At 53.6% G+C, this 26,896-nt stretch carries 24 protein-coding genes, 1 tRNA gene and 2 rRNA genes; 19 read left to right on the top strand and 8 right to left on the bottom strand.

Annotated features, from left to right (window positions below; genetic code table 11):
* Positions 1–10: 10 nt before the first annotated feature.
* The 4 genes from mreD to csrD form a co-directional block, all read right to left on the bottom strand.
* On the bottom strand, positions 11–499 hold the full coding sequence (gene mreD, locus APU02_RS20030; RefSeq protein WP_042291986.1) for a rod shape-determining protein MreD: 489 nt from the start codon (positions 497–499) through the stop codon (positions 11–13).
* Positions 499–1,524 carry a rod shape-determining protein MreC gene (gene mreC, locus APU02_RS20025; RefSeq protein WP_060571040.1) on the bottom strand — a complete coding sequence of 342 codons (1,026 nt, stop codon included), beginning with the start codon at positions 1,522–1,524 and terminating at the stop codon, positions 499–501. The genes mreD and mreC overlap by 1 nt, the downstream gene beginning before the upstream one ends.
* Positions 1,525–1,587: 63 nt before the next feature.
* On the bottom strand, positions 1,588–2,631 hold the full coding sequence (mreB, locus tag APU02_RS20020; RefSeq protein ID WP_000913396.1) for a rod shape-determining protein MreB: 1,044 nt from the start codon (positions 2,629–2,631) through the stop codon (positions 1,588–1,590).
* 308 nt (positions 2,632–2,939) lie between these two features.
* Positions 2,940–4,880: an RNase E specificity factor CsrD gene (gene csrD, locus APU02_RS20010; protein WP_060571039.1), complete on the bottom strand. Its 1,941-nt coding sequence runs from the start codon at positions 4,878–4,880 to the stop codon at positions 2,940–2,942.
* A 205-nt stretch (positions 4,881–5,085) separates the two neighbouring features.
* Here csrD and APU02_RS20005 point away from each other — a divergent pair, with 205 nt between their 5' ends.
* The 13 genes from APU02_RS20005 (at position 5,086) to APU02_RS19945 (ending at position 16,379) form a co-directional block, all read left to right on the top strand.
* The gene (locus APU02_RS20005; RefSeq protein ID WP_060571038.1) at positions 5,086–6,060 is read left to right on the top strand and encodes an MDR family oxidoreductase; all 975 of its coding nucleotides are present in this window, start codon (positions 5,086–5,088) and stop codon (positions 6,058–6,060) included.
* A 105-nt stretch (positions 6,061–6,165) separates the two neighbouring features.
* Entirely contained in the window at positions 6,166–7,170 is a 1,005-nt protein-coding gene (gene msrP / locus APU02_RS20000; RefSeq protein ID WP_042291996.1) for a protein-methionine-sulfoxide reductase catalytic subunit MsrP, read from the top strand.
* Positions 7,171–7,770: a protein-methionine-sulfoxide reductase heme-binding subunit MsrQ gene (gene msrQ / locus APU02_RS19995; RefSeq protein ID WP_060571037.1), complete on the top strand. Its 600-nt coding sequence runs from the start codon at positions 7,171–7,173 to the stop codon at positions 7,768–7,770. It abuts the gene before it with no gap.
* Positions 7,771–8,153: 383 nt separating this feature from the next.
* Entirely contained in the window at positions 8,154–8,621 is a 468-nt protein-coding gene (accB, locus tag APU02_RS19990) for an acetyl-CoA carboxylase biotin carboxyl carrier protein (RefSeq protein WP_042292003.1), read from the top strand.
* 10 nt (positions 8,622–8,631) lie between these two features.
* Positions 8,632–9,981 carry an acetyl-CoA carboxylase biotin carboxylase subunit gene (gene accC, locus APU02_RS19985; protein WP_042292006.1) on the top strand — a complete coding sequence of 450 codons (1,350 nt, stop codon included), beginning with the start codon at positions 8,632–8,634 and terminating at the stop codon, positions 9,979–9,981.
* A 108-nt stretch (positions 9,982–10,089) separates the two neighbouring features.
* Positions 10,090–10,332 carry a YhdT family protein gene (locus tag APU02_RS19980; RefSeq protein ID WP_060571036.1) on the top strand — a complete coding sequence of 81 codons (243 nt, stop codon included), beginning with the start codon at positions 10,090–10,092 and terminating at the stop codon, positions 10,330–10,332.
* Positions 10,322–11,773, top strand: a complete 1,452-nt coding sequence (panF, locus tag APU02_RS19975; RefSeq protein ID WP_060571035.1) for a sodium/pantothenate symporter — start codon at positions 10,322–10,324, stop codon at positions 11,771–11,773. The genes APU02_RS19980 and panF overlap by 11 nt, the downstream gene beginning before the upstream one ends.
* Positions 11,774–11,784: 11 nt before the next feature.
* A complete protein-coding gene (gene prmA, locus APU02_RS19970) occupies positions 11,785–12,666 on the top strand; it encodes a 50S ribosomal protein L11 methyltransferase (protein WP_042292014.1) in 882 nt (293 codons plus the stop codon).
* Positions 12,667–12,809: 143 nt separating this feature from the next.
* Entirely contained in the window at positions 12,810–13,550 is a 741-nt protein-coding gene (locus APU02_RS19965; RefSeq protein WP_042292016.1) for a carbonic anhydrase family protein, read from the top strand.
* A gap of 326 nt (positions 13,551–13,876) precedes the next feature.
* On the top strand, positions 13,877–14,842 hold the full coding sequence (dusB, locus tag APU02_RS19960; protein WP_060571034.1) for a tRNA dihydrouridine synthase DusB: 966 nt from the start codon (positions 13,877–13,879) through the stop codon (positions 14,840–14,842).
* Between the two features lie 23 nt (positions 14,843–14,865).
* A complete protein-coding gene (gene fis / locus APU02_RS19955) occupies positions 14,866–15,162 on the top strand; it encodes a DNA-binding transcriptional regulator Fis (RefSeq protein WP_000462905.1) in 297 nt (98 codons plus the stop codon).
* An 85-nt stretch (positions 15,163–15,247) separates the two neighbouring features.
* Positions 15,248–16,132, top strand: coding sequence for an adenine-specific DNA-methyltransferase (yhdJ, locus tag APU02_RS19950; protein ID WP_060571033.1), 885 nt, complete (start codon positions 15,248–15,250; stop codon positions 16,130–16,132).
* 82 nt (positions 16,133–16,214) lie between these two features.
* Entirely contained in the window at positions 16,215–16,379 is a 165-nt protein-coding gene (locus APU02_RS19945; protein ID WP_042292024.1) for a DUF2556 family protein, read from the top strand.
* A 27-nt stretch (positions 16,380–16,406) separates the two neighbouring features.
* Here the strand turns inward: APU02_RS19945 and envR are convergent, their stop codons facing one another.
* On the bottom strand, positions 16,407–17,069 hold the full coding sequence (gene envR, locus APU02_RS19940) for an acrEF/envCD operon transcriptional regulator (RefSeq protein ID WP_060571032.1): 663 nt from the start codon (positions 17,067–17,069) through the stop codon (positions 16,407–16,409).
* Between the two features lie 406 nt (positions 17,070–17,475).
* Between envR and APU02_RS19935 the strand changes: the two genes are divergently transcribed.
* The 6 genes from APU02_RS19935 (at position 17,476) to APU02_RS19910 (ending at position 26,440) form a co-directional block, all read left to right on the top strand.
* Positions 17,476–18,639, top strand: coding sequence for an efflux RND transporter periplasmic adaptor subunit (locus tag APU02_RS19935; RefSeq protein WP_042292029.1), 1,164 nt, complete (start codon positions 17,476–17,478; stop codon positions 18,637–18,639).
* Positions 18,640–18,650: 11 nt separating this feature from the next.
* The gene (locus APU02_RS19930) at positions 18,651–21,764 is read left to right on the top strand and encodes an efflux RND transporter permease subunit (protein ID WP_060571031.1); all 3,114 of its coding nucleotides are present in this window, start codon (positions 18,651–18,653) and stop codon (positions 21,762–21,764) included.
* Between the two features lie 520 nt (positions 21,765–22,284).
* Entirely contained in the window at positions 22,285–23,310 is a 1,026-nt protein-coding gene (locus APU02_RS19925; RefSeq protein WP_060571030.1) for an amino acid ABC transporter substrate-binding protein, read from the top strand.
* Positions 23,311–23,379: 69 nt separating this feature from the next.
* Positions 23,380–24,561 carry an amino acid ABC transporter permease gene (locus tag APU02_RS19920; protein ID WP_060571029.1) on the top strand — a complete coding sequence of 394 codons (1,182 nt, stop codon included), beginning with the start codon at positions 23,380–23,382 and terminating at the stop codon, positions 24,559–24,561.
* Positions 24,562–24,570: 9 nt separating this feature from the next.
* Positions 24,571–25,674, top strand: coding sequence for an amino acid ABC transporter permease (locus APU02_RS19915; protein WP_060571028.1), 1,104 nt, complete (start codon positions 24,571–24,573; stop codon positions 25,672–25,674).
* 7 nt (positions 25,675–25,681) lie between these two features.
* Entirely contained in the window at positions 25,682–26,440 is a 759-nt protein-coding gene (locus APU02_RS19910; RefSeq protein ID WP_042292042.1) for an amino acid ABC transporter ATP-binding protein, read from the top strand.
* Between the two features lie 104 nt (positions 26,441–26,544).
* Here the strand turns inward: APU02_RS19910 and rrf (APU02_RS19905) are convergent.
* From rrf (APU02_RS19905) to rrf (APU02_RS19895), 3 genes are all read right to left on the bottom strand, one after another.
* A 5S ribosomal RNA gene (gene rrf / locus APU02_RS19905) occupies positions 26,545–26,660 on the bottom strand.
* Positions 26,661–26,700: 40 nt separating this feature from the next.
* A tRNA-Thr gene (locus APU02_RS19900) sits at positions 26,701–26,776 on the bottom strand.
* 14 nt (positions 26,777–26,790) lie between these two features.
* A 5S ribosomal RNA gene (gene rrf, locus APU02_RS19895) occupies positions 26,791–26,896 on the bottom strand; the annotation flags it as partial.

The following is a 26,896-nucleotide window of genomic DNA, read 5'->3' as shown; positions in this document are numbered from 1 at the left end:
TTTATTGCACTTATTGCACCGCGAACTGCTGGCGGATTTTACGCATCAGCAAGAACAGCCACGGCCAGAGCACGCCGTTGACTACACTACTCCAGAACACTTCAGGTCTGAAAGAGACGTTGATCACTAAAAACTCTGACCAGAAAACAATAATATCCACCACCAGCGAAAGCAACATCACCACCAGAGCCTGCTGCCAGAGCGCCAGATTGCGGAATAACTGAAATTTTAATGCGACCAGATACGCGATGATGCTCATCGACAGCGCCCGCACGCCAAGCGTGGAACCGCTAATCAGATCCAGTATGGCACCCATCACAAAGCCTGTGCCCACATTTACGCGGTGCGGCAGCGCGAGGATCCAGTACAGTAAAATGAGCAGCACCCAGTTTGGCCGAAAGACGATGATCTCCTCCGGCCAGGGCATGATTTGTAATAAAAGCGCGATGAGAAACGAGAGCCAGATAACCCAGCGACCCTGGCTACGATAGCTCGCCACTACTGACCTCCCGACGGACGTGGCTGAGGCGACGCTGGCTGCGGCGGCGTTACGGGCGTCGTGGCGATCCCGGTCGCTGGCGCGGGCATTGGCGCAGGCGGCCCCATCATATCCGGCGAGGGCAGCACCTGAGGCATCATCTGCGTCAGGCGCTCATTCGCCACGCGATGCACATCTTCCGGCGTCATGGGATTTGATCCGTTACGGTCGGCGCCCCACAACAGCAGCAGATAGCGCAGACGCTGTAAACCGGCGGTTGGACGCGCCTGTATCACGGTATATGCCCGCTGTGTATCCAGCTTAACGGAGGAAACCACGGCCACCGGATAACCTTCCGGGAAGCGCCCGCCCAGCCCCGACGTCACCAGCACATCGCCAACGCGAATGTCGGTATTGGCTGGCAGGTGTTCGAGCTGTAAATCATCGGTGCAGCCGTTACCGGCGGCAATCACACGGATATCGTTACGCAGTACCTGAATCGGCAGCGCATGGGTCGCGTCGCAAATCAGTAATACACGGCTGGTCAGCTTCGCCACCGCGACCACCTGGCCAACAACGCCTTTATCGCTGATGACCGGCTGGCCTTCGTAAACGCCGTTCACGCTGCCTTTGTCGATAACCACCTGATCGCTGTAGGGATCGTTAACCGTCGAGATGACCTGCGTCACCATCTTTTGTTCATCCTGACGCAGCGGCGATCCCAGCAGCTCGCGCAGACGCGCATTCTCCTGTTTGTACTGCCCGAGCATCAGCAGCTCGCTGTTTTTCAGCAGCAGTTCCTGACGCAGCGCCCGGTTTTCAAGCTCAAGCTGGTCGCGCGAAGCCAGCGTTTGCGAGACGCCATCAAGCAGTTCACGGGGACCATTGGAAATAAAGTAGAAAGGACTGACGGCGGTATCCATGTACGTGCGGATTTGACTGAACGTACCCAGACGGCTGTCGGCGATAATGACGCCGAGCGCCACCAGCACCGCCAGGATAAGGCGAATCTGTAGCGACGGGCCACGGCTAAAAATTGGCTTCATAAGTTTGCGTATTCTCGTATCAGATTCGGCAGAGGCGCCAGACACGCCCCTGCCTGCATCCGATTACTCTTCGCTGAACAGGTCGCCGCCGTGCATGTCGATCATTTCCAGCGCTTTGCCGCCGCCACGCGCCACACAGGTCAGCGGGTCTTCAGCGACAACAACTGGAATACCGGTTTCTTCCATTAACAGGCGGTCAAGATTGCGCAGCAGCGCGCCACCGCCGGTGAGCACCATGCCGCGCTCGGAGATATCAGACGCCAGTTCCGGCGGGCACTGTTCCAGCGCAACCATCACCGCGCTCACGATACCGGTCAGCGGTTCCTGCAGCGCTTCCAGGATTTCATTGGAGTTCAGGGTAAAGCCGCGTGGAACGCCTTCCGCCAGGTTACGACCACGCACTTCGATTTCGCGCACTTCGTCACCCGGGTAAGCGGAACCGATTTCGTGCTTAATACGTTCTGCGGTCGCTTCACCGATCAGAGAGCCGTAGTTACGGCGGACGTAATTGATGATTGCTTCGTCGAAGCGGTCGCCGCCGATACGCACAGATGACGAATAAACGACGCCGTTCAGAGAGATAACGGCCACTTCCGTCGTCCCGCCACCGATATCCACCACCATGGAACCGGTTGCCTCAGAAACCGGCAGGCCTGCGCCGATAGCGGCAGCCATTGGTTCTTCGATCAGGAACACTTCACGGGCGCCTGCGCCCTGCGCGGATTCACGAATAGCACGGCGTTCAACCTGGGTCGCGCCAACCGGCACACACACCAGCACGCGCGGGCTTGGACGCATAAAGCTGTTGCTATGCACTTGCTTGATGAAGTGCTGGAGCATTTTTTCAGTCACGAAGAAGTCGGCGATCACGCCGTCTTTCATGGGGCGAATCGCAGCAATATTGCCCGGCGTACGGCCCAGCATCTGCTTCGCATCATGACCTACTGCAGCCACGCTTTTCGGCGAACCGGCACGATCCTGACGAATGGCCACAACGGAAGGCTCATTCAATACGATGCCTTGTCCTTTTACATAAATAAGGGTATTCGCGGTACCCAGGTCAATGGACAAGTCATTGGAAAACATGCCACGAAATTTTTTCAACATACTAAGGGATAATCCTGAAAGCTGGGGCGGAAAACAAAATCCGCTTACTTTACCAACCACACGCAGCAGCGACAAGGCGCAAAAATCATCTGCTACGGTGAAAATTAGTGCAGTTCGTTTCCTCTGTTACAAATCTCTACCTGAGTCCCTCAGGGCTGAGCTTTTCAGCAGCAATCCTCGCTTTCATTTGCAACCTGTTTAAGGTCATTCACCTGCATATGTGCTGCAACACCCTGGCGAGCAGACAAGCACACCCCCATGAAAGCACAGCGCGCGTTATTCTACGTGAAAACTGAACAAACGGCAGGTCAAACCGAGTATCTTTGAGAATATTTTTTCACGTTTGTATCCAGCGGTTGGGAGGAGGCAAAGAAATCCCCCTGTCCGCCCGCAACGCCGCGGGCTGTCAGCGTCTGCCACTCGCCACGCGACCGTACCCCTGTCGCGTAAACCTGGGTATGGGTGCCCGAACAGGCTTCCACCAGGCTTTGCACCAGTAACTGGTTCTCTGTTCGCTTCTCAATGTTTCTGACCAATCCCGGATGGAGCTTGAGTAATTCCACATTGAGCTCTTTGATCCAACTGGTGCTGACCAACGTTAAACCCGCCTGGGTTACCGCCACCCGAACGCCTAACGCATTCACCAGACGAATAACTGGCTGTAACCGGCTGATGTGTTGACCCACATCTGCCTCTGCAAGTTCAATAATTATGCGTTTACGTTGTGATTTTTCACACTGCATCAAGGTATCACGCAGCCAGCGTTGAAAACGCGGGCGAATCAGCGACTCGACGGTGACCTGAATCGCCAGATTTTCTTCCGGCCAGTAGCCCAGGAGCGGAATGACCCGGCTGATCTGCAGACGGTCATACTCTTCCGACAGGCCGAACTGAAGCACCATCGGCATATATTCCGCCGAGCTAACCTCTTCATGGCCGTCAAAAATGCGGCACATCAGTTCCCGGTGGTGAACGCGCCCTTCACGGGTAACCGCTGGCTTTTGATAAATGCGCGGCCCGCCGCGACTGAGCATTTGTTCAATCAGGGTGCGCCAGCGTACGTTGCCGCGCCCTTTTTCCGGCAGCGTATCATCGTACACCGCCCAACTATTTCCGCCCTGCAAAACCGCGTTGCGGGTGGCCGCTTCCGCATGTTCCATCACCTGTTCGGTCGACTGGCCGCTACGCCAGGCGCAAATGCCGATATGGAACATATCGTCGCGATCGAGCATTTTATTGGTTGGCAGCGCATCGACCGCTTTCAGAAGTTGCCCGGCGACGCTCTCCGCCTCTTTCAGGGTACGGTGCGGCAACAGCACGGCGAAGTCACTGCGATGGTAACGCGCCAGCAGCGCGCCCGGAAAGCGCAGGATAAAGGTGGATAACAAATTGATCAGGCTGAACAGTTCTTCTTCGGCGAGGTTGCGTCCCCAACTGTCACGCAGCAAATTGAAGTCCGGCAGACGAATCATCATCACCACCCCATGAGCGCCGACCTTTTCTTGATCGTCCAGCAATGTCGCCAGTTGGTTATCAAAAAAGAGACGGTTGCTGAGGCCGGTTTTGGTGTCCTGAGCCGCGTACGAGCGAATAAGCGTATCGAGTCGGCTGCGTTGCTCCTGCGCGCTCTGGATCTCGGAGAGCAGCATGTCCAGCGCGCTGCTGGTGCGCGCCGGCCATTCATACACGCTGCCGCGAACATTCGGTCCGCGTTCGCCGTTCAGGATCCGCGTAGAACGCACCTCCAGTAGCTCCTGGCCGGAAAGTTGGCGCTGCAGCCAGCGCACAGCCAGAAACAGCATCAGGATAATAAAACCGATCGCCAGCGTGAGCGGCGCGGTGGTCATCAGCGAATGAAAATAATTCCCCATCGGATCCTGATAAACCAGATCCATCGTCATGCCCGGATGTTTTAACAGCGGTACCGACAGTTCCCGGAACATATTACTGGTGCCAACCGGACGGTAGCTGCTGGCGCGCGTCTGGGTAAAGATCGTTTTTTCACCCTGGCGCAAATCAAGCCGGACGATATCCGCAGACATCATCAGTTCGTTGATGTGTGGTGACAGCGCGTTGAAATCGCGCGAAACGAGATGCGTATCGATAGCAGTGGCGACCGCCTGCACGCGATGACTCATTTTGTACTGGATGGCATTGTAAAAACTCAGCGAGCAGCCGATCAGGGTGACAAAAATGGTCAACCCGGTGAGTAGCGTAACAAAAGCTGAGAATTTCGTCGTTAATCGCATCCTTGTGTTAACTCCGCCAGTAAATTGCGACACGAAAATGCATAACCAAACGCGAAATCCGCCTGGTTGCGCAAAGAGTGAGTGCATACTACCAAATCAGGTGTATCTGGCAATTTATTGCGTTGAATCGACGTCACGTTTCAATTAGCGAGTATAGTCTTCAGGAATCATTTTCCAATCCACTACGCAACATTGAGGACAGGTTATGCAGGCTTTGATATTGGAACAGCAGGACGGTAAAACCCTCGCATCCGTGCAGACGCTTGAAGAAAGCCGGTTGCCGGAAGGCGATGTTACCGTGGACGTGCACTGGTCCAGTCTGAACTACAAAGATGCGCTCGCGATCACCGGAAAGGGAAAAATTATCCGTCATTTTCCGATGATTCCTGGAATTGATTTCGCTGGCACTGTGCGCGCAAGCGAGGATCCGCGTTTTCATGCCGGTCAGGACGTTTTACTGACCGGATGGGGCGTTGGCGAGAATCATTGGGGCGGTCTGGCCGAGCAGGCGCGCGTCAAAGCGGACTGGCTGGTGGCGATGCCGAAAGGCCTGGATAGCCGTAAGGCAATGGTGATCGGTACGGCGGGCTTCACCGCCATGCTCTGCGTAATGGCTCTGGAAGAGGCCGGTATCCGTCCTGAAGATGGCGAAATCGTGGTGACCGGCGCCAGCGGCGGCGTGGGCAGTACGGCTGTCGCCCTGTTGCATAAGCTGGGTTATCAGGTCGTTGCCGTATCGGGTCGTGAAAGCACCCATGCTTATCTGAAACAACTTGGCGCCCAGCGCATTTTGGGACGCGACGAGTTCGCCGAGTCTCGCCCGCTGGAAAAACAGCTGTGGGCAGGCGCGGTGGATACCGTTGGCGATAAGGTGCTGGCAAAAGTTCTGGCACAGATGAACTACGGGGGTTGCGTGGCGGCCTGTGGCCTGGCGGGCGGTTTTGCCCTGCCGACAACGGTGATGCCGTTTATTCTGCGCAACGTGCGTTTGCAGGGTGTGGATTCCGTGATGACGCCGCCCGCCCGCCGCGCCCAGGCCTGGGAACGACTGGTTCGTGACCTGCCGGAAAGCTTCTACGCGCAAGCCACAACGGAGATCGCGCTGGCCGACGCGCCGAAATTCGCCGACGCCATCATGAACAATCAGGTTCAGGGCCGTACGCTGGTCAAGGTTAAATAAGCCGTAGCGCTGCAAAAATTTACATATAAATAACGAAATTTCTCAGCGCATTGACAGACTCCCTGCCATAGTAACTACGCGTTATGCGTATGCCGGGAGTCTGTTATGAAAAAATACCGTCCACTTACTGAAGCCGATGTCACCGCCGAATCGGCTTTTTTTATGCATCGCCGCCAGGTGCTTAAAGCCCTGGGCATCAGCGCTGCCGCCCTCTCGCTCCCTACAACGGCGCAGGCCGATCTGTTGGGATGGTTTAAAGGCAACGATCGCCCCCCCGCGCCTGCCGGAAAGCCGCTCGACTTCAGTAAACCCAGCGAGTGGCAAAACAGCCTGCCTTTAACGCCGGAAGATAAGGTCACTGGCTATAACAACTTCTATGAATTCGGACTGGATAAAGCCGATCCGGCGGCCAATGCCGGCAGCATGAAAACCGATCCCTGGACGCTGAAAATCAGCGGAGAGGTCGCTAAACCCCTGACGCTGGACCACGACGCCTTAACCACCCGCTTTCCTTTAGAAGAACGCATTTATCGGATGCGCTGCGTCGAGGCCTGGTCAATGGTGGTACCGTGGATTGGCTTTCCTTTACACAAGCTGCTCGCGCTTGTCGAACCCACCAGCAATGCCCGTTATGTGGCGTTCGAGACGCTTTACGCGCCGGACGATATGCCGGGACAAAAAGATCGTTTTATCGGCGGCGGGTTGAAGTATCCCTACGTTGAAGGCCTGCGGCTTGACGAAGCCATGCACCCGCTTACCCTGCTCACCGTTGGCGTCTACGGTAAAGCGCTACCGCCGCAAAACGGCGCGCCCATCCGTCTGACAGTGCCGTGGAAATATGGCTTCAAAGGCATTAAATCGATCGTTAGCATCAAACTCACCCGCGAACGACCGCCGACCACCTGGAATCTCGCCGCCCCGGATGAGTACGGTTTTTACGCCAACGTGAATCCGCACGTCGATCATCCGCGCTGGTCGCAGGCCACGGAGCGATTTATCGGTACGGGCGGGATCCTTGACGTTAAGCGCCAGCCGACCTTGCTGTTCAACGGCTATGGCGAGCAGGTGGCGTCGTTATACCGGGGACTGGATCTGCGGGAGAACATATAAGTGCGGCTGAATGCAAAACAGATGACCTGGCTGAAAATCCTCCTTCACCTGGCGGGAATTGTGCCGTTGCTTTGGCTGTTCTGGGCAATTAACAGCGGCGGGTTAAGCGCCGATCCGGTGAAAGATATTCAACATTTTACCGGTAGGACCGCTCTGAAATTTCTCCTGGCGACCTTGTTGGTCACGCCGCTGGCGCGTTACGCTAAACAGCCCTTATTGATACGCACGCGGCGTTTGCTGGGGCTATGGTGTTTTGCCTGGGTCACGCTGCATTTAACCAGCTATGCGATGTTGGAGTTGGGCATTCAGAATCTGGGTTTACTGGGTCGCGAATTGATTACGCGCCCGTATTTGACGCTGGGCATTATCAGCTGGCTTATTTTGCTGGCGCTGACGCTGACCTCCACGCAGGCGGCGCAGCGCAAGCTGGGCAAACGCTGGCAATTGCTGCATAACGTCGTCTATCTGGTGGCGATCCTCGCCCCTTTACATTATCTCTGGTCAGTGAAGGTTTTATCCCCGCAACCCGTTATTTACGCCCTGCTGGCGCTGGCGCTTTTAGCCTGCCGTTACAAGAAGTTTCGCCAGTGGTGGCGCTAGTTCAGCGAAGTGTGCTGTCGGTTACAAAACGCAGAGACTCAGATGTTATTTACGTGTTAGCGGTTGATTATCTTCCCTGATAAGACCAGTATTTAGCTGCCAATTGCTACGAAATCGTTATAATGTGCGACCCTGACCTCCCGGAAGGCGTTTTTAAGCCGCTGAAAGGGTGACAATCGCGCTTTGAAGGTATATTTTGTTTTTTGCCGGAGGATTGCCGCAAATCGCAGCATTTTGACCGACAAGTCTCACTTGAGGCGTAAAGGCGAAATAGTCCGACGTCCTGACAGGCAAACGCGCTGTTGCCGTTGGGACTCACGCTTTACAGACAGCGGTAACCCCTCTGTCACAATCACACTAAACAAAGAGTACGGAACCCACTCATGGATATTCGTAAGATTAAAAAACTGATCGAGCTGGTTGAAGAATCAGGCATCTCCGAACTGGAAATTTCTGAAGGCGAAGAATCTGTACGCATCAGTCGTGCAGCGCCGGCAGGCAGCTTCCCGGTTATGCAACAGGCTTACGCTGCGCCAGTGATGCAGCAGCAACCGGCTCTGTCTAACGCAGTTGCTCCGGCAGCAGAAGCGCCGGCAGCCGCCGCAGCGGAAATCAGTGGTCACATCGTACGTTCCCCAATGGTTGGTACTTTCTACCGCACCCCGAGCCCGGACGCCAAAGCGTTCATCGAAGTGGGTCAGAAAGTCAACGTCGGCGATACCCTGTGCATCGTCGAAGCCATGAAAATGATGAACCAGATCGAAGCAGACAAATCAGGTACTGTGAAAGCGATCCTGGTCGAAAGTGGTCAGCCGGTAGAATTTGACGAGCCGCTGGTCGTCATCGAGTAACGAGGCGAACATGCTGGATAAAATTGTTATCGCCAACCGTGGCGAGATTGCACTGCGTATTCTTCGTGCCTGTAAAGAACTGGGCATCAAGACCGTGGCCGTGCACTCAAGCGCGGACCGCGATTTAAAACACGTATTGCTGGCGGATGAGACGGTCTGTATTGGCCCGGCTCCGTCCGTAAAAAGCTATCTGAACATCCCGGCGATCATCAGCGCCGCCGAAATCACCGGCGCGGTCGCGATTCACCCGGGTTACGGCTTCCTCTCTGAGAACGCCAACTTTGCCGAGCAGGTTGAACGTTCCGGCTTTATCTTCATCGGCCCGAAAGCCGACACTATTCGCCTGATGGGCGACAAAGTGTCTGCGATTACCGCCATGAAGAAAGCAGGCGTACCGACTGTACCGGGTTCTGACGGCCCGCTGACCGATGATATGGATGCGAACCGCGCCCATGCTAAACGCATCGGTTACCCGGTGATCATCAAAGCCTCCGGCGGCGGCGGCGGTCGCGGTATGCGCGTGGTGCGCAGCGATGCTGAACTGGCGCAGTCCATTTCCATGACCAAGGCGGAAGCGAAAGCGGCTTTCAGCAATGACATGGTGTACATGGAGAAATACCTCGAAAACCCACGCCACATCGAAATTCAGGTGCTGGCTGACGGTCAGGGGAACGCGATCTATCTGGCGGAACGTGACTGCTCCATGCAGCGTCGTCACCAGAAAGTCGTCGAAGAAGCGCCAGCGCCGGGCATTACCCCGGAACTGCGTCGCTACATCGGCGAGCGTTGCGCGAAAGCGTGCGTCGATATCGGCTATCGCGGGGCGGGTACCTTTGAGTTCCTGTTCGAAAACGGCGAGTTCTACTTCATTGAGATGAATACCCGTATTCAGGTTGAACATCCGGTTACCGAAATGATTACCGGCGTCGATCTGATCAAAGAACAGCTGCGTATTGCAGCCGGTCAGCCCCTGTCCATCAAACAGGAAGAAGTTGTGGTTCGCGGCCATGCGGTGGAATGCCGTATCAACGCCGAAGACCCGAATACCTTCCTGCCAAGCCCCGGCAAAATCACGCGTTTCCATGCGCCTGGCGGCTTTGGCGTGCGCTGGGAGTCCCATATCTACGCCGGTTACACCGTACCGCCGTACTATGATTCCATGATCGGCAAGCTCATCTGCTACGGCGAAAACCGTGACGTGGCGATTGCCCGCATGAAGAACGCCCTGCAGGAGCTGATCATCGACGGTATCAAAACCAACGTTGATTTGCAGACCCGCATTATGAACGACGAGCACTTCCAGAATGGTGGCACGAACATCCACTACCTGGAGAAAAAACTCGGTCTGAACGAGAAGTAAGTCAGCGTTTATGCGAAAAGGCCGGGCAACCCGGCCTTTTTTATTTCTGGGGATCGCCAGGCCCCATCATGTACAATCCCCGCTTTCTTCATCCACAAGGGACAAAAAATGGACAAACGTTTTGTTCAGGCCCATAAAGAAGCGCGCTGGGCGCTGTGGCTGACCCTTCTTTATCTTGCTGCATGGTTAGTGACTGCTTACTTACCAGGCGTAGCGCCGGGTTTCACCGGGCTGCCCCATTGGTTTGAGATGGCCTGCCTGTTGACGCCGCTGATCTTCATTCTGCTGTGCTGGGCAATGGTAAAATTTATCTATCGCGACATTCCGCTGGAGGATGACGATGCAGCTTGAAGTCATTCTGCCGCTGGTTGCCTACCTGGTTGTGGTATTTGCCATTTCTGTTTATGCCATGCGTAAAAGGCAGACCGGCTCATTTCTGAATGAATATTTCCTCGGCAGCCGCTCAATGGGCGGGGTTGTGCTGGCCATGACCCTGACCGCGACCTATATCAGCGCCAGTTCATTTATTGGTGGCCCGGGCGCCGCCTACAAATACGGGCTGGGCTGGGTTCTGCTGGCAATGATTCAGCTCCCCGCTGTCTGGCTCTCGCTGGGCGTCCTCGGTAAAAAGTTCGCCATTCTCGCGCGCCGTTATAATGCCGTGACCCTTAATGACATGCTGTTTGCCCGCTACCAAAGCCGACTGCTGGTGTGGCTGGCGAGTCTCAGCCTGCTGGTGGCCTTTGTCGGGGCGATGACAGTGCAGTTCATCGGCGGCGCGCGGTTGCTGGAAACGGCGGCGGGTATTCCTTACGAAACCGGGCTGCTGATTTTCGGGGTCAGTATCGCGCTGTACACCGCCTTTGGCGGCTTTCGCGCCAGCGTGCTGAACGACACCTTGCAAGGGTTGGTGATGCTTATTGGTACGATCGTTCTGCTGGTCGGTATCGTGCACGCCGCAGGCGGTGTAGGACACGCGGTTGCAACCCTCGAGGCCATTAATCCGCAACTGATCTCCCCTCAGGGGGCGGATGATATCCTGTCTCCCGCCTTTATGACCTCGTTCTGGGTGTTGGTGTGCTTTGGCGTGATCGGGCTGCCGCATACGGCGGTACGCTGTATTTCGTATAAAGACAGCAAGGCCGTGCATCGCGGGATGATCATCGGCACCATCGTGGTCGCGATCCTGATGTTCGGGATGCACCTTGCGGGCGCGCTGGGACGCGCGGTGATCCCGGACCTGACGGTGCCGGATCTGGTGATTCCCACGCTGATGGTCAAGGTGTTGCCGCCTTTCGCTGCCGGGATCTTCCTGGCTGCGCCAATGGCGGCGATTATGTCGACGATCAATGCGCAATTGCTGCAGAGTTCCGCTACGATCATTAAAGATCTCTACCTCAATATTCGCCCGGATCACGCGGAAAATGAGACGCGGCTGAAGCGTATGTCCGCGGCGATCACCTTGATCCTGGGAGCGCTGTTATTGCTGGCGGCCTGGAAGCCGCCAGAGATGATTATCTGGCTGAATCTGCTGGCGTTTGGCGGACTGGAAGCGGTATTCCTGTGGCCTCTGGTGCTTGGGCTGTACTGGGAGCGCGCAAACGCAACCGGGGCGTTGAGCGCGATGATCGTCGGTGGTGGGCTATACGCCATCCTCGCCACCCTGAATATTCAGTATCAGGGCTTTCACCCGATAGTGCCCTCGCTACTGCTAAGTCTGCTGGCCTTTCTGGTCGGAAACCGTTTCGGTTCCCCCGCACCACAGGCCGCCGTATTGTCTACTGATAAATAAAGAGTTTTGCCATGCCATGGATCCAATTAAAACTGAATACCACCGGTGCGAATGCGGAAGATCTGAGTGATGCGTTAATGGAAGCAGGCGCTGTTTCCATTACCTTCCAGGATACCCACGACACGCCGGTTTTCGAGCCATTGCCGGGCGAAACCCGCCTGTGGGGCGACACTGACGTGATCGGCCTGTTTGACGCCGAGACGGACATGAAAGAGGTGGTCGCGATTCTTGAGAATCATCCGCTGCTTGGCGCGGGTTTTGCCCATAAAATCGAACAGTTAGAAGATAAAGACTGGGAGCGCGAATGGATGGAAAACTTCCACCCGATGCGCTTTGGCGAACGCCTGTGGATCTGCCCCAGCTGGCGTGAAGTCCCCGACGAAAACGCGGTCAACGTCATGCTCGACCCGGGACTGGCGTTCGGCACCGGCACACATCCAACGACCTCCCTGTGCCTGCAGTGGCTGGACAGCCTCGATTTAACCGGTAAAACCGTGATCGACTTCGGCTGTGGCTCCGGCATTCTGGCGATTGCGGCGCTGAAGCTTGGGGCGGCGAAAGCCATCGGCGTGGACATTGATCCGCAGGCGATTCAGGCCAGTCGCGACAACGCCGAACGTAACGGCGTTTCCGATCGCCTGGCGCTTTACCTGCCGCAGGATCAACCAGAAGCCCTGAAAGCCGACGTGGTGGTCGCTAATATCCTTGCTGGCCCGTTACGCGAGCTGGCGCCGTTAATCAGCGTCCTGCCCGTTACAGGCGGTTTGCTGGGCCTTTCCGGTATCCTCGCCAGCCAGGCGGAAAGCGTCTGCGAAGCCTATGCCGACCTCTTCGCCCTCGATCCGGTAGTGGAAAAAGAGGAGTGGTGCCGGATCACCGGAATAAAACAGTAATCCCTTTTTTCCAATATGGCCTGTTCGCAGGCCTTTTTTTCGGTTTTTTACCTCTTTCCCATCGCCTTCCATTCGCTAAAATAGTGACGTAACCCATTGAAGTTACACATATAAAAATCATATACATTCATTGGAAGAATACGATGAACCATTCTTTGAGCAAGGCAGCGCTTCTGGCGCTAAGTATCATGCCGTTTACGGCACTGGCCTCACACTGGACCTATGAAGGCGAAGGCGCCCCGGAGCACTGGGGTACGCTGAGTGAGGAATATAAAACCTGTCAGACAGGAATGAATCAGTCCCCGGTTAATATCGACCATACGGTCAATGCCCATCTGAGTCCGCTGGCTACCCACTATGTTGATGGCCCTGTCACGCTGATCAACAACGGGCATACCATTCAGGCCGGGTTAAAATCCACCACTGCGGATACCGTAACGATCGATGGCCAACCATTCACGTTGCAGCAGTTTCACTTCCATGCGCCGAGCGAAAACACCGTTCACGGTAAGCATTACGCCATGGAGATGCATCTGGTGCATAAAGATGCGAAAGGGGCGATTACCGTCGTCGCCGTCATGTTCGACAAAGGTGCCGCCAATAGCGAGCTGGAAAAGCTGTGGGCGACGATGCCGGAAAAAGCCGCTCAGGACGTCAAGATTACCACCCAGATGGACCTGAACGCGCTGTTGCCAAAAGAGAAATCTTACTGGCGTTTCAGCGGCTCTCTGACCACACCGCCCTGCTCTGAAGGCGTGACCTGGATCGTTCTTAAGCATCCGCTGACCCTCTCTGCGGCACAGCTGGAGAAGTTCAGCCACACCATGCACCATGACAATAGCCGCCCGGCACAGCCGCTGAATGGCCGCGTGGTGGTTGAGTAAACGACGACACCGTAAACGTTCATGCCTGAAATGAGAGCATAGTCACACTATGACCTGCTAATCTGCTGGTTAATTCAGCAGATTATCTTGTCAGCACCTGTGGTATCGAAGAAAAAATGAGAAGTTACGCAAAATAATACGCGTACAGAAATTCGACACATTTTTTTAATTTAATGATTTATAAAGCTAATTATTCAAGTCACCTTCGTTTAACGGTGATTCTTTGATCCATCTCAGAGGATTGGTCAAAGTTTGGCCTTTCATCTCGTGCAAAAAATGCGTAATATACGCCGCCTTGCAGTCACAGTATGGTCATTTCTTAACTCATGCGCATCGGACAATACCAGCTCAGAAATCGCCTGATCGCAGCGCCAATGGCTGGCATCACTGACAGACCCTTTCGGACGCTGTGCTACGAGATGGGAGCAGGATTGACCGTATCCGAGATGATGTCTTCTAACCCGCAGGTTTGGGAAAGCGACAAGTCCCGGCTACGGATGGTGCACGTTGATGAGTCAGGAATTCGCACGGTGCAAATTGCCGGTAGCGACCCTGTTGAGATGGCCGATGCCGCACGTATCAACGTGGAAAGCGGCGCCCAGATTATTGATATCAATATGGGGTGTCCGGCTAAAAAAGTGAATCGCAAGCTCGCAGGTTCAGCCCTCTTGCAGTACCCGGAATTAGTGAAGTCAATACTAACCGAGGTCGTCAGAGCAGTGGACGTTCCTGTCACCCTGAAGATTCGCACCGGCTGGGCTCCGGAACACCGTAACTGCGTAGAGATTGCCCAACTGGCTGAAGACTGTGGCATTCAGGCTCTGACCATTCATGGACGCACCCGCGCCTGTTTGTTCAATGGAGATGCTGAGTACGACAGTATTCGGGCAGTTAAGCAGAAAGTTTCCATTCCGATTATCGCGAATGGCGACATTACTGACCCGCTTAAAGCCAGAGCTGTGCTCGACTATACGGGGGCTGATGCCCTGATGATAGGCCGCGCAGCTCAGGGAAGACCCTGGATCTTCCGGGAAATCCAGCATTATCTGGACACTGGGGAGCTGCTGTCCCCCCTGCCTTTGGCAGAGGTTAAGCGCTTGCTTTGTGCGCATGTTCGGGAATTGCATGACTTTTATGGCCAGGCAAAAGGGTACCGAATTGCGCGTAAACACGTCTCCTGGTATCTCCAGGAGCACGCTCCAAATGACCAGTTTCGGCGCACATTCAACGCCATTGAAGACGCCAGCGAACAGCTGGAGGCGTTGGAGGCATACTTCGAAAATTTTGCGTAATGAAATAAAGAGCTGACAGAACTATGTTCGAACAACGCGTAAATTCTGACGTACTGACCGTTTCTACCGTTAACTCTCAGGATCAGGTAACTCAAAAGCCCCTGCGTGACTCGGTTAAACAGGCACTGAAGAACTATTTTGCTCAACTGAACGGTCAGGATGTTAATGACCTCTATGAGCTGGTACTGGCTGAAGTTGAACAGCCCCTGTTGGACATGGTGATGCAATACACCCGCGGTAACCAGACCCGTGCTGCTCTGATGATGGGCATCAACCGTGGTACGCTGCGTAAAAAATTGAAAAAATACGGCATGAACTGATACTAATCAGTTAACTGTCTGATATAAAAGGCGCTACTCGGCATGGGGAAGCGCCTTTTTTATACGCATTTCTTGTGGAGTAGAGATGAAAACGGGAGTTGAACCACACTACTTTGGCAATGAATCGACGTCGGTCATTCACGGAGATGCGTTAGCCGAACTCAAGAAATTACCTACTGAAAGCGTCGACTTAATTTTTGCCGATCCGCCCTATAACATCGGAAAAGATTTTGACGGCATGCGGGAAGCCTGGGACGCGGACGTTTTCCTCGCCTGGCTGTTCGAATGCATTGAAGAGTGTCATCGGGTACTGAAAAAGCAGGGCACGATGTACATCATGAACAGCACCGAGAACATGCCATATATTGATCTCAAGTGCCGGAATCTGTTTACCATCAAGAGCCGGATCGTCTGGTCCTACGACAGCTCAGGCGTACAGGCAAAGAAATATTTCGGCTCAATGTACGAACCGATCCTGATGATGGTAAAAGACGCCAAAAATTACACCTTCAATAGCGAAGCGATTCTGGTTGAGACAAAAACCGGCGCTAAACGAGCGTTGATCGACTACCGTAAAAACCCGCCTCAGCCCTACAACACGCAAAAAGTCCCGGGAAACGTCTGGGAGTTTCCCCGTGTGCGTTACCTGATGAATGAATATGAAAACCATCCGACGCAAAAGCCTGTCGCCCTGTTAAAGCGGATCATATTGGCCTCCTCAAACCCTGGCGATACCGTCCTTGATCCTTTCGCAGGCAGCTTTACCACCGGCGCGGTGGCGCTGGAGACAGGACGGAAGTTCATTGGTATTGAGGTAAATGATGAATACGTCAAGATAGGCCTGCGACGCATGAATGTGACCTCGCACTTCACCAGCGATGAGCTTGCGAAAGTGAAAAAAAGGAAGACGAAAAATTTGTCGAAAAAGAGCCGGACGGGGCCCAAAACGCTCAGCGTCGTGACAAAGTAAAAGCATTGTAAGCCCGCTTTTCAGAGCGCATTTTTCGTGTATATTTCCAGCACGCTTGGGCATGAATACACAGGATTGGACAATGATTCGCAAGTATTGGTGGCTGGTTGTTTTTGCGGTCTCCGTTTTTATCTTTGATGCGTTACTGATTCAGTGGATCGAGCTTATCACCACGGAATCCGACAAGTGTCGCAACATGGACTCGGTGAATCCCCTAAAGTTAGTCAACTGTGCCGACCTGCAATAGCGTCACGTTTTTGAATTGGGGAAATGATTATATTTCCCCGTGAATATTGGTTGGTTTTATTAATTGCCTGACATTTCCGTCCGGGCTTAACATGCTTAATACGTTATCCACCAGCGCAGGCGCCTGCTCATAAAGATTATAACTGGCAGGGTTCATTAACCAGTTTTTAAGGATGCCGCTAAAACTGCCGCAAATAATGATTAAGGCCACGTCCAGATCAAGGGTTCCGGGTATCATGCCCTCCGCTATACAGGCCTGTAATGCCTCGCGTAACGCCTGCTGGTTAAAACCTATTTTCTCACGTATTTCCCGCTCAGATATCATGTCATCCTGAAATTCACATTTATGATATAAGATTTGTAATAAAGCCTGCTGTCGTGGAACGTCGGCAATATATTGCAATGCGACGATAAACTTCTCACGCAGTTGTTGTAACGGGTTTTCTGCATTCAGCGCAGTGACTCGTTCCTGAATAAGATCGCGCAAAGGGGGTTGCTGCTGCCACACTTCGTTAAACAACTGCGTCTTGTTGCTGAAGTGCCAGTAGATTGCGCCACGCGTGACCTGGGCGGCGTCGGCAATATCATTGAGCGTGGTGTTGCCTACGCCCCGTGCGGCAAACTGTGTAATGGCCGTTTCAATTAAATGTTGTCGCGTTTTAAGGGCATCAGCCTTGGTTTTTTTTGCCATGGAGTATCACATCAGAGTCGGAGTAATTATTACGCCAGTAAAGCCGTTCTGGAAAAGCCGACTGTAACATCTCAGACCCGCGCACACGAAATAAAAGCCTGATTGTGACGCACAAATCATTCAAATAAATAGAGTGCGCGAATGCCAATAGATAAATTATTCACACAAGGAATGTATATTTCAAAATATATTAACTCGCAATAAAGAATGTCTAAATTCGACAGGGCAATTCGGTAAGCCAGTGTTCCTTTTTTGCTTTTACGTGCCGTTGCGCCAACCTAAAAATAAGTATTACTTACATCGCGACCCAATAATTTGTAGGATAGCAAGCTGTTATTTTTTCGCGCACGTTACCGCCTTACCGTTATCCGGTAAATAACGAGCTATTGGTTTTTAAGGAACAGTAATGACGAAACATGCCAGGTTTTCACTCCTGCCCTCATTCATTATCATCTCTGCTGCGCTGCTGGCCGGTTGTAACGATCAGGGAGAGCAACAAGCGCATGCCAGCGAGCCGCAAGTGACCGTACACGTGGTCAACACCGCACCATTAGCCGTGACCACAGAATTACCGGGACGCACCACAGCCTTCCGCATTGCCGAGGTTCGCCCGCAGGTTAGCGGTATTGTCCTTAAACGGAATTTCACCGAAGGTAGCGATGTCGAGGCCGGACAGTCGCTTTACCAGATCGATCCGGCAACCTATCAGGCCGACTATGACAGTGCGAAAGGCGAGCTGGCGAAAAGCGAAGCCGCTGCCGCCATCGCCCATTTGACGGTGAAACGCTATGTTCCGCTGGTTGGTACAAAGTACATCAGCCAACAGGAATACGATCAGGCCATTGCCGATGCGCGCCAGGCTGATGCCGCCGTCACAGCAGCAAAAGCCGCGGTGGAAAGCGCGCGTATCAATCTCGCTTATACCAAAGTCACCTCGCCGATAAGCGGACGGATTGGCAAATCAAGCGTCACCGAAGGCGCACTGGTGACTAACGGGCAGGCGACGGAACTGGCAACCGTACAGCAGCTCGACCCTATTTACGTCGATGTGACCCAATCCAGCAACGACTTCATGCGTCTGAAAGAATCTCTCGAACAAGGCAGTCTGCACAAGGATAACGCCAGCAGTAGCGTCGAGCTGGTCATGGAAAATGGCCAAGCGTATCCGCTAAAAGGCGCTTTACAGTTCTCTGATGTCACCGTTGACGAAAGCACCGGCTCAATCACCTTACGCGCCGTGTTCCCTAACCCGCAGCACACATTGCTGCCGGGCATGTTTGTCCGCGCGCGTATCGATGAAGGCGTGCAGCCAAACGCGATCCTCGTACCACAGCAAGGCGTCACACGAACCCCGCGCGGCGATGCCACGGTACTGGTCGTGAACAACGAAAGCAAAGTGGAATCCCGCCCCGTCATCGCTTCGCAGGCAATTGGCGACAAATGGCTGATAAGCGAAGGGTTACAGCCTGGCGATCGGGTGATCGTGAGCGGGTTGCAAAAAGCGCGTCCAGGCACCAAAGTGAAAGCCACGCCGGATACCGAAGCCCCTGCTGCACAAGCGGCGCAATAAGGTAAACGGACATGGCAAACTTTTTTATCAGGCGTCCTATTTTTGCCTGGGTACTGGCCATCATTCTGATGCTGGCGGGCGCCCTGGCCATTATGCAACTGCCCGTTGCGCAGTACCCCACCATCGCTCCACCGGCGGTTTCGATTTCCGCAAACTATCCGGGGGCAGATGCCCAGACGGTACAAGATACCGTGACTCAGGTTATCGAACAGAATATGAACGGTATCGATAACCTGATGTATATGTCCTCCACCAGCGACTCTGCGGGAAGCGTAACCATCACGCTGACCTTCGAGTCGGGTACCGATCCGGATATCGCTCAGGTTCAGGTTCAGAACAAACTGCAGCTGGCGACGCCGCTCCTGCCGCAGGAAGTTCAGCAGCAGGGAATTAGCGTTGAGAAGTCGAGCAGTAGCTTCCTGATGGTTGCAGGCTTTGTTTCCGATAATCCTCAGACCACCCAGGACGATATCTCCGACTATGTCGCCTCAAACGTTAAAGACTCCATCAGCCGTCTGAACGGCGTCGGTGACGTTCAACTGTTTGGCGCGCAGTATGCGATGCGCATCTGGCTGGATGCCAATCTCCTGAACAAATACCAGCTCACGCCGGTAGATGTTATCAACCAGTTGAAAGTGCAGAACGACCAAATCGCGGCCGGTCAGCTTGGCGGGACGCCCGCCCTGCCGGGACAACAGCTTAACGCCTCGATCATTGCGCAGACGCGCCTGAAAGATCCCGAAGAATTCGGCAAAGTCACGCTGCGCGTAAACAGCGACGGCTCCGTCGTGCGGTTGAAAGATGTCGCGCGCATTGAGCTTGGCGGAGAAAACTATAACGTTGTCGCTCGCATCAACGGTAAACCGGCATCCGGTCTGGGGATTAAACTGGCTACCGGCGCCAACGCCCTTGATACTGCCACCGCCATTAAGGCCAAACTGGTCGAGCTACAGCCCTTCTTCCCGGCGGGAATGAAAGTGGTTTACCCGTATGACACCACCCCGTTTGTGAAAATCTCCATTCATGAAGTGGTGAAAACACTTTTCGAAGCAATCGTACTGGTATTCCTGGTGATGTATCTGTTCCTGCAGAACATCCGCGCCACGCTGATCCCGACCATTGCCGTTCCGGTTGTCCTGTTGGGAACGTTTGCGGTACTGGCGGCATTTGGTTACTCGATAAACACCCTGACCATGTTCGGCATGGTGCTCGCCATCGGCCTGTTGGTCGATGACGCGATAGTGGTGGTTGAAAACGTCGAACGCGTGATGATGGAAGATAAGTTGCCTCCACGGGAAGCCACTGAGAAGTCCATGTCGCAGATTCAGGGCGCCCTGGTGGGGATCGCAATGGTGCTCTCCGCCGTGTTCATCCCGATGGCCTTCTTTGGCGGATCGACAGGCGCAATCTACCGCCAGTTCTCCATCACCATTGTGTCGGCAATGGCGCTCTCGGTGCTGGTCGCGTTGATCCTCACGCCTGCGCTCTGCGCGACGTTGCTTAAACCCGTCTCCGCTGAGCATCATGAGAAAAAGAGCGGTTTCTTCGGCTGGTTTAACGCCAAATTCGATCATAGCGTCAACCATTACACCAATAGCGTCAGCGGCATTGTCCACAACACCGGTCGTTACCTGCTAATCTATCTGCTGATTGTTGTCGGGATGGCGCTCCTGTTCGTACGCTTGCCGACATCCTTCTTGCCTGAAGAGGATCAGGGCGTGTTTCTGACCATGATCCAACTTCCTGCCGGGGCAACGCAGGAGCGCACGCAAAACGTGCTGGATCAAGTGACCCATTATTATCTGGACACCGAGAAAGCCAACGTTGAAAGCGTCTTTACCGTGAACGGCTTTAGCTTCAGCGGTCAGGGACAAAACTCGGGGATGGCCTTTGTGAGCCTCAAGCCCTGGGAGGAGCGTAGCGGCGAAGAAAACAACGTTGAATCGATTATCGCCCGGGCGACTCGCGCTTTCAGCCAGATCCGGGATGGCATGGTTTTCCCTTTCAACATGCCAGCAATTGTCGAGCTGGGTACCGCAACGGGCTTCGACTTTGAGCTTATCGACCAGGCGGGGCTGGGGCATAACGCGTTAACCCAGGCGAGAAACCAGCTTTTAGGAATGGTGGCTCAACATCCTGAAACGCTAGTACGCGTTCGCCCGAATGGGCTGGAAGACACTGCGCAGTTTAAGCTGGACGTCGATCAGGAAAAAGCGCAGGCGCTGGGCGTCTCGCTGTCCGATATCAACGAGACAATCTCTGCGGCGCTGGGCGGCTACTACGTTAACGACTTCATTGACCGTGGTCGTGTGAAGAAAGTCTATGTTCAGGCCGACGCCCAGTTCCGCATGTTGCCAGAGGACATCGATAATCTGTATGTGCGGAGCGCAAATGGAGAGATGGTGCCGTTCTCTACGTTTAGTTCGTCGCACTGGATTTACGGTTCGCCGCGTCTGGAACGTTACAACGGCCTGCCTTCAATGGAGATCCTGGGGGAAGCCGCCCCTGGAACCAGTTCCGGTGAGGCGATGGCCTTAATGGAAAGCATGGCTTCCAATCTTCCTGTGGGGATTGGCTATGACTGGACAGGAATGTCGTATCAGGAGCGGCTATCCGGAGACCAGGCGCCAGCGCTAATCGCCATCTCGTTTGTCGTCGTCTTCCTTTGCCTGGCCGCACTGTATGAAAGCTGGTCGATACCTTTCTCGGTGATGCTGGTTGTGCCGTTAGGTATTGTGGGGGTATTGCTCGCCGCAACGTTATTTGGGCAAAAGAATGACGTTTACTTTATGGTTGGGCTGTTAACCACCATTGGCCTGTCCGCAAAGAACGCGATCCTGATTGTCGAATTCGCGAAAGACTTAATGGATAAAGAAGGCAAAGGCGTTATTGAAGCGACCCTCTCTGCGTCACGTATGCGTTTACGTCCAATTCTCATGACGTCACTGGCCTTTATACTTGGCGTATTGCCGCTTGCGATCAGTAATGGCGCGGGTAGCGGCGCGCAAAATGCGGTCGGTATCGGCGTGATGGGCGGCATGGTTTCAGCAACCCTGCTGGCAATCTTCTTTGTGCCTGTCTTCTTCGTGGTCGTCAGAGGACGTTTTGGACGAACCCGCCAGTAACCGTGTCAACAAAGGCGTCTCAGGACGCCTTTGTGACATCCTGCCTTGTTCTTACTTTATGAATCGAATCATTATTTTGTTCTGTCCGGCAGGGTGTCATTACGCTTTTACCTGTATCACCATAATTAAGCCGTTTGAAAATGATTTCTGGTATCACCTTTAATTATCTTTTTCTCTTCATTGATTTACTTTTCTGTTAGCTCTGTAAATTTCCTACTGCTCATTTACGAAATACTTTTCTATTACTCACCCTGTCGATATTCACGTCCGAAATTAGTATTTCGATTTAGTGAATATGTTAAAAACATTTTGCTCCAAAATGTGGCTTACGTTTCATTTTCGCACTATTTAAGGGCGCTGCATGTATTTAATCCTGTCTACACTCTGGATATTGCGTCGTGCACGCTGACGCAAAACCTGGCACTCCCTTTGCTTATAAGAGTACGGCCAGGCCACAGACAGGTTTAAAACGTTGCATAACGTTCTCTATAACAATAATTCTCGCCACACAGGATGCATTATGAAAAAGATGATGATCGCCACGCTGGCTGCCGCCGGCGTGCTGCTTACGGTTGCAAATCAGGTACATGCGGGTGCAACCCTGGATGCCGTAAAAAAGAAAGGCTTCGTACAATGTGGGATCAGTGATGGACTGCCCGGTTTTTCTTACGCCGACGCGGAGGGGAAATTCTCGGGCATTGATGTCGACGTATGTCGCGGTGTCGCTGCTGCTGTGCTCGGCGACGACAGCAAAGTGAAATACACCCCGCTGACGGCCAAAGAGCGCTTCACCGCGTTACAGTCCGGCGAAGTGGATCTTCTCTCGCGGAATACGACCTGGACCTCCTCGCGTGACGCCGGGATGGGCATGTCATTTACCGGCGTAACCTATTACGACGGCATCGGTTTTCTGACACACAACAAAGCGGGTCTGAAAAGCGCGAAAGAACTTGATGGTGCGACTGTTTGTATTCAGGCAGGAACAGACACTGAGCTGAACGTGGCTGACTATTTTAAAGCAAATAAGATGAAGTATACCCCAGTGACCTTTGATCGCTCTGACGAGTCGGCAAAAGCGCTGGAGTCAGGACGTTGTGATACCCTCGCCTCCGACCAGTCTCAGCTTTACGCTCTGCGCATTAAACTAAGTAACCCAGGCGAATGGATCGTCCTGCCGGAGGTAATCTCCAAAGAGCCGCTTGGCCCTGTTGTCCGTCGCGGCGATGATGAATGGTTTGCTGTTGTACGCTGGACGCTATTTGCGATGCTAAATGCTGAAGAGATGGGCGTCACGTCGAAAAACGTTGATGAGAAAGCGGCTAACCCTGCAACGCCGGATATGGCTCATCTGTTGGGCAAAGAAGGGGATTACGGTAAAGACCTGAAACTCGATAACAAGTGGGCGTATAACATCATCAAGCAGGTGGGTAATTACGCTGAGATCTTTGAACGTAACGTGGGATCGGAAAGCCCGTTGAAGATCAAACGTGGGCAAAACAATCTCTGGAATAACGGCGGCATCCAGTACGCACCACCCGTACGTTAAGCCGTTGTGCTGTAACGAGCGCCGCACAGGCGGCGCTCAGTCCAGAGTCATGGTTACCGAGGCTTTCTTATGTTCCATCGCCGCTCTCACGCAAAAGGATCGCTCTCCTTTTCTCATCCTGTGGTCCGCGCGTGGCTGTTTCAAATTATCGCCATTCTTGCGGTCGTCGCCGTGGTTATTTACCTTGTTCACAATACGATTAATAACCTGAGCAATCGCGGCATTACTTCAGGTTTTGCGTTTCTTGACCGCAGTGCCGGGTTTGGTATTGTCCAGCACCTGATTGACTATCAACAGGGTGATACTTACGGGCGCGTTTTTCTGGTTGGTTTGCTTAACACCTTGTTGGTTTCCGCATTGTGTATTGTGTTTGCCTCCGTTCTCGGCTTTTTTCTCGGGCTGGCACGCCTTTCCGATAACTGGTTACTGCGCAAACTGTCGACGGTGTATATTGAGATCTTTCGCAACGTCCCCCCACTTTTGCAAATATTTTTCTGGTACTTCGCGGTGTTACGCAATTTGCCCGGCCCGCGGCAGGCTGTCAGCGCGCTGGATGCCGTGTTTCTGAGTAACCGGGGTCTCTATATTCCCTCTCCGCAATTGGGAGAAGGCATACTGCCTTTTACGATCTCAATTGCGCTCGCCGTTGCGATTTCCGTTGGGCTGTTTCGCTTCAATAAAATGCACCAGACAAAAACAGGACAGTTACGTAAAACCTGGCCTACTGCGCTGGGGCTGATTGTCCTGTTGCCACTGTTCGCCCACTGGCTTTTTGGCGCTGCGCTTCATTGGGACATCCCCGAATTGCGGGGGTTTAACTTCCGTGGCGGAATGGTGCTTATCCCCGAACTGGCGGCATTGACGCTGGCACTGTCGGTTTATACCTCGGCGTTTATTGCGGAAATCATTCGCGCGGGGATTCAGGCGGTGCCGTATGGTCAACATGAAGCAGCGCGCTCGCTGGGGCTTCCAAACACGGTCACCCTACGTCAGGTCATTATTCCTCAGGCGCTGCGGGTGATTATCCCGCCGTTAACCAGCCAGTACCTCAATATTGTTAAGAATTCCTCGCTGGCCGCCGCGATTGGTTATCCCGATATGGTTTCGCTGTTCGCGGGAACGGTTCTGAATCAGACAGGACAGGCCATTGAAACGATTGCCATCACCATGTCGGTGTATCTGATCATCAGCCTGAGTATCTCACTGCTGATGAACATTTATAACCGCCGCATCGCCCTCGTTGAGCGCTAAGGAAGCATGATGACAAAAGTCCTGCTGTCACATCCCGCGCGTCCGGCCAGTCATGGTCATGGCCGAATCGTGGCCTGGGTGCGTAAAAATCTTTTTTCCAGCGTATTGAATAGCCTACTGACAATCTTATGCCTGTGGCTGATGTGGGAGCTTATTCCTCCCTTCGTAAACTGGGCGTTTTTACAGGCCAATTGGATCGGTTCTGCTCGTGCGGACTGCACGCAATCAGGCGCATGCTGGGTGTTCATCCATGAACGTTTCGGCCAGTTTATGTTTGGCCTTTATCCGCACGAGCAACGCTGGCGGATCAAGCTGGCGCTGTTTGTCGGGCTGGTCTCAATTGTTCCGATGTTCTGGAACAGGATGCCCCGGCGCGGACGTTATATTGCTGTCTGGGCAGTCATCTACCCATTAGTGGTCTGGTGGTTGTTGTATGGCGGTTTGCTGGGGCTGGAGCGGGTTGAGACGCGCCAGTGGGGAGGGCTGACCCTGACCTTAATCATCGCCTCTGTCGGGATCGCTGGGGCGTTACCCTTAGGGATTCTACTGGCTCTGGGGCGCCGCTCCCCTATGCCCGTTGTCCGGATCTTATCCGTTATTTTCATTGAGTTCTGGCGAGGCGTGCCGCTGATCACCGTCCTGTTTATGTCATCGGTTATGCTGCCATTGTTCATGGAAGAAGGAACAAGTATCGATAAACTCATTCGGGCGTTGGTAGGGGTGATTCTGTTTCAGTCCGCCTATGTCGCGGAAGTCGTTCGTGGTGGTCTTCAGGCGCTGCCAAAGGGTCAATATGAAGCGGCGGAATCGTTAGCTCTTGGCTACTGGAAAATGCAAGGGCTGGTCATTCTTCCCCAGGCCCTGAAGATGGTTATTCCGGGCCTGGTCAACACCATCATCGCGCTGTTTAAAGATACCAGTCTGGTCATCATCATCGGCCTGTTCGATCTCTTCAGTAGCGTGCAACAAGCCACGGTTGACCCTGCCTGGCTGGGTATGTCCACCGAAGGCTATGTTTTTGCCGCTCTGATTTACTGGATTTTTTGCTTCAGCATGTCGCGCTACAGCCAGTATCTGGAAAAGCGCTTTAACACCGGGCGTACGCCGCACTGAGGATTCTATGAGCCAACTTTTAATGCCATCTGCCGACGCGATGATTACGCTGGAAAACGTTAATAAATGGTACGGGCAGTTCCATGTTTTAAAGGATATTAACCTGAGCGTAAGACAGGGAGAACGCATTGTTTTATGTGGTCCTTCCGGATCGGGGAAATCAACGACGATCCGCTGCATTAATCATCTCGAAGAACATCAACAAGGACGTATCGTTGTGGATGGTATCGAGCTGAATGAGGACATTCGTAATGTCGAACGCGTCAGGCAGGAGGTTGGAATGGTATTCCAGCATTTTAATCTCTTTCCGCATCTCACTGTTCTGCAAAACTGTACGCTGGCTCCCATTTGGGTACGTAAAATGCCGACAAAAGAGGCCGAAGCCCTGGCGATGCACTATCTCGAACGCGTTCGTATAGCGGAGCATGCTCATAAATTCCCGGGCCAGATCTCGGGCGGTCAGCAGCAGCGCGTAGCGATTGCTCGCTCGCTGTGCATGAAACCAAAAATCATGCTGTTTGATGAACCTACTTCAGCGTTGGACCCTGAAATGGTTAAAGAAGTGTTGGATACCATGATAGGCCTGGCACAGTCGGGGATGACAATGCTTTGCGTCACGCATGAGATGGGGTTTGCCAGAACCGTGGCAGACAGAGTGATCTTCATGGACCGGGGAGAGATTGTAGAGCAGGCTCCGCCAGATGAGTTCTTCGCGCATCCGAAATCAGAACGTACGCGAGCGTTCCTGTCGCAGGTCATTCATTAAACGCTTGTTTTGCCCGGTGGCGCCACGCTTACCGGGCCTATAGATTCATAGGGTTCCAAACGCAAGAAGGCCATCCTTTCGGATGGCCTTCTCACTTAATTGATGTCTGGCAGTTCCCTACTCTCGCATGGGGAGACCCCACACTACCATCGGCGCTACGGCGTTTCACTTCTGAGTTCGGCATGGGGTCAGGTGGGACCACCGCGCTACTGCCGCCAGACAAATTCTTTTCTACTGTGCCGAACTTTAACCTAATTAAGTGGTGCTGATACCCAGAGTCGAACTGGGGACCTCACCCTTACCAAGGGTGCGCTCTACCAACTGAGCCATATCAGCACGCTAAATTTGATGCCTGGCAGTTCCCTACTCTCGCATGGGGAGACCCCACACTACCATCGGCGCTACGGCGTTTCACTTCTGAGTTCGGCATGGGGTCAGGTGGGACCACCGCGCTAC

Source organism: Citrobacter sp. 50677481 (assembly GCF_001463265.1).
Lineage (GTDB): Bacteria > Pseudomonadota > Gammaproteobacteria > Enterobacterales > Enterobacteriaceae > Citrobacter_A > Citrobacter_A sedlakii.
Note: the sequence above shows the minus strand (reverse complement) of the source record. Positions and strands in the feature narration are given on the sequence as shown.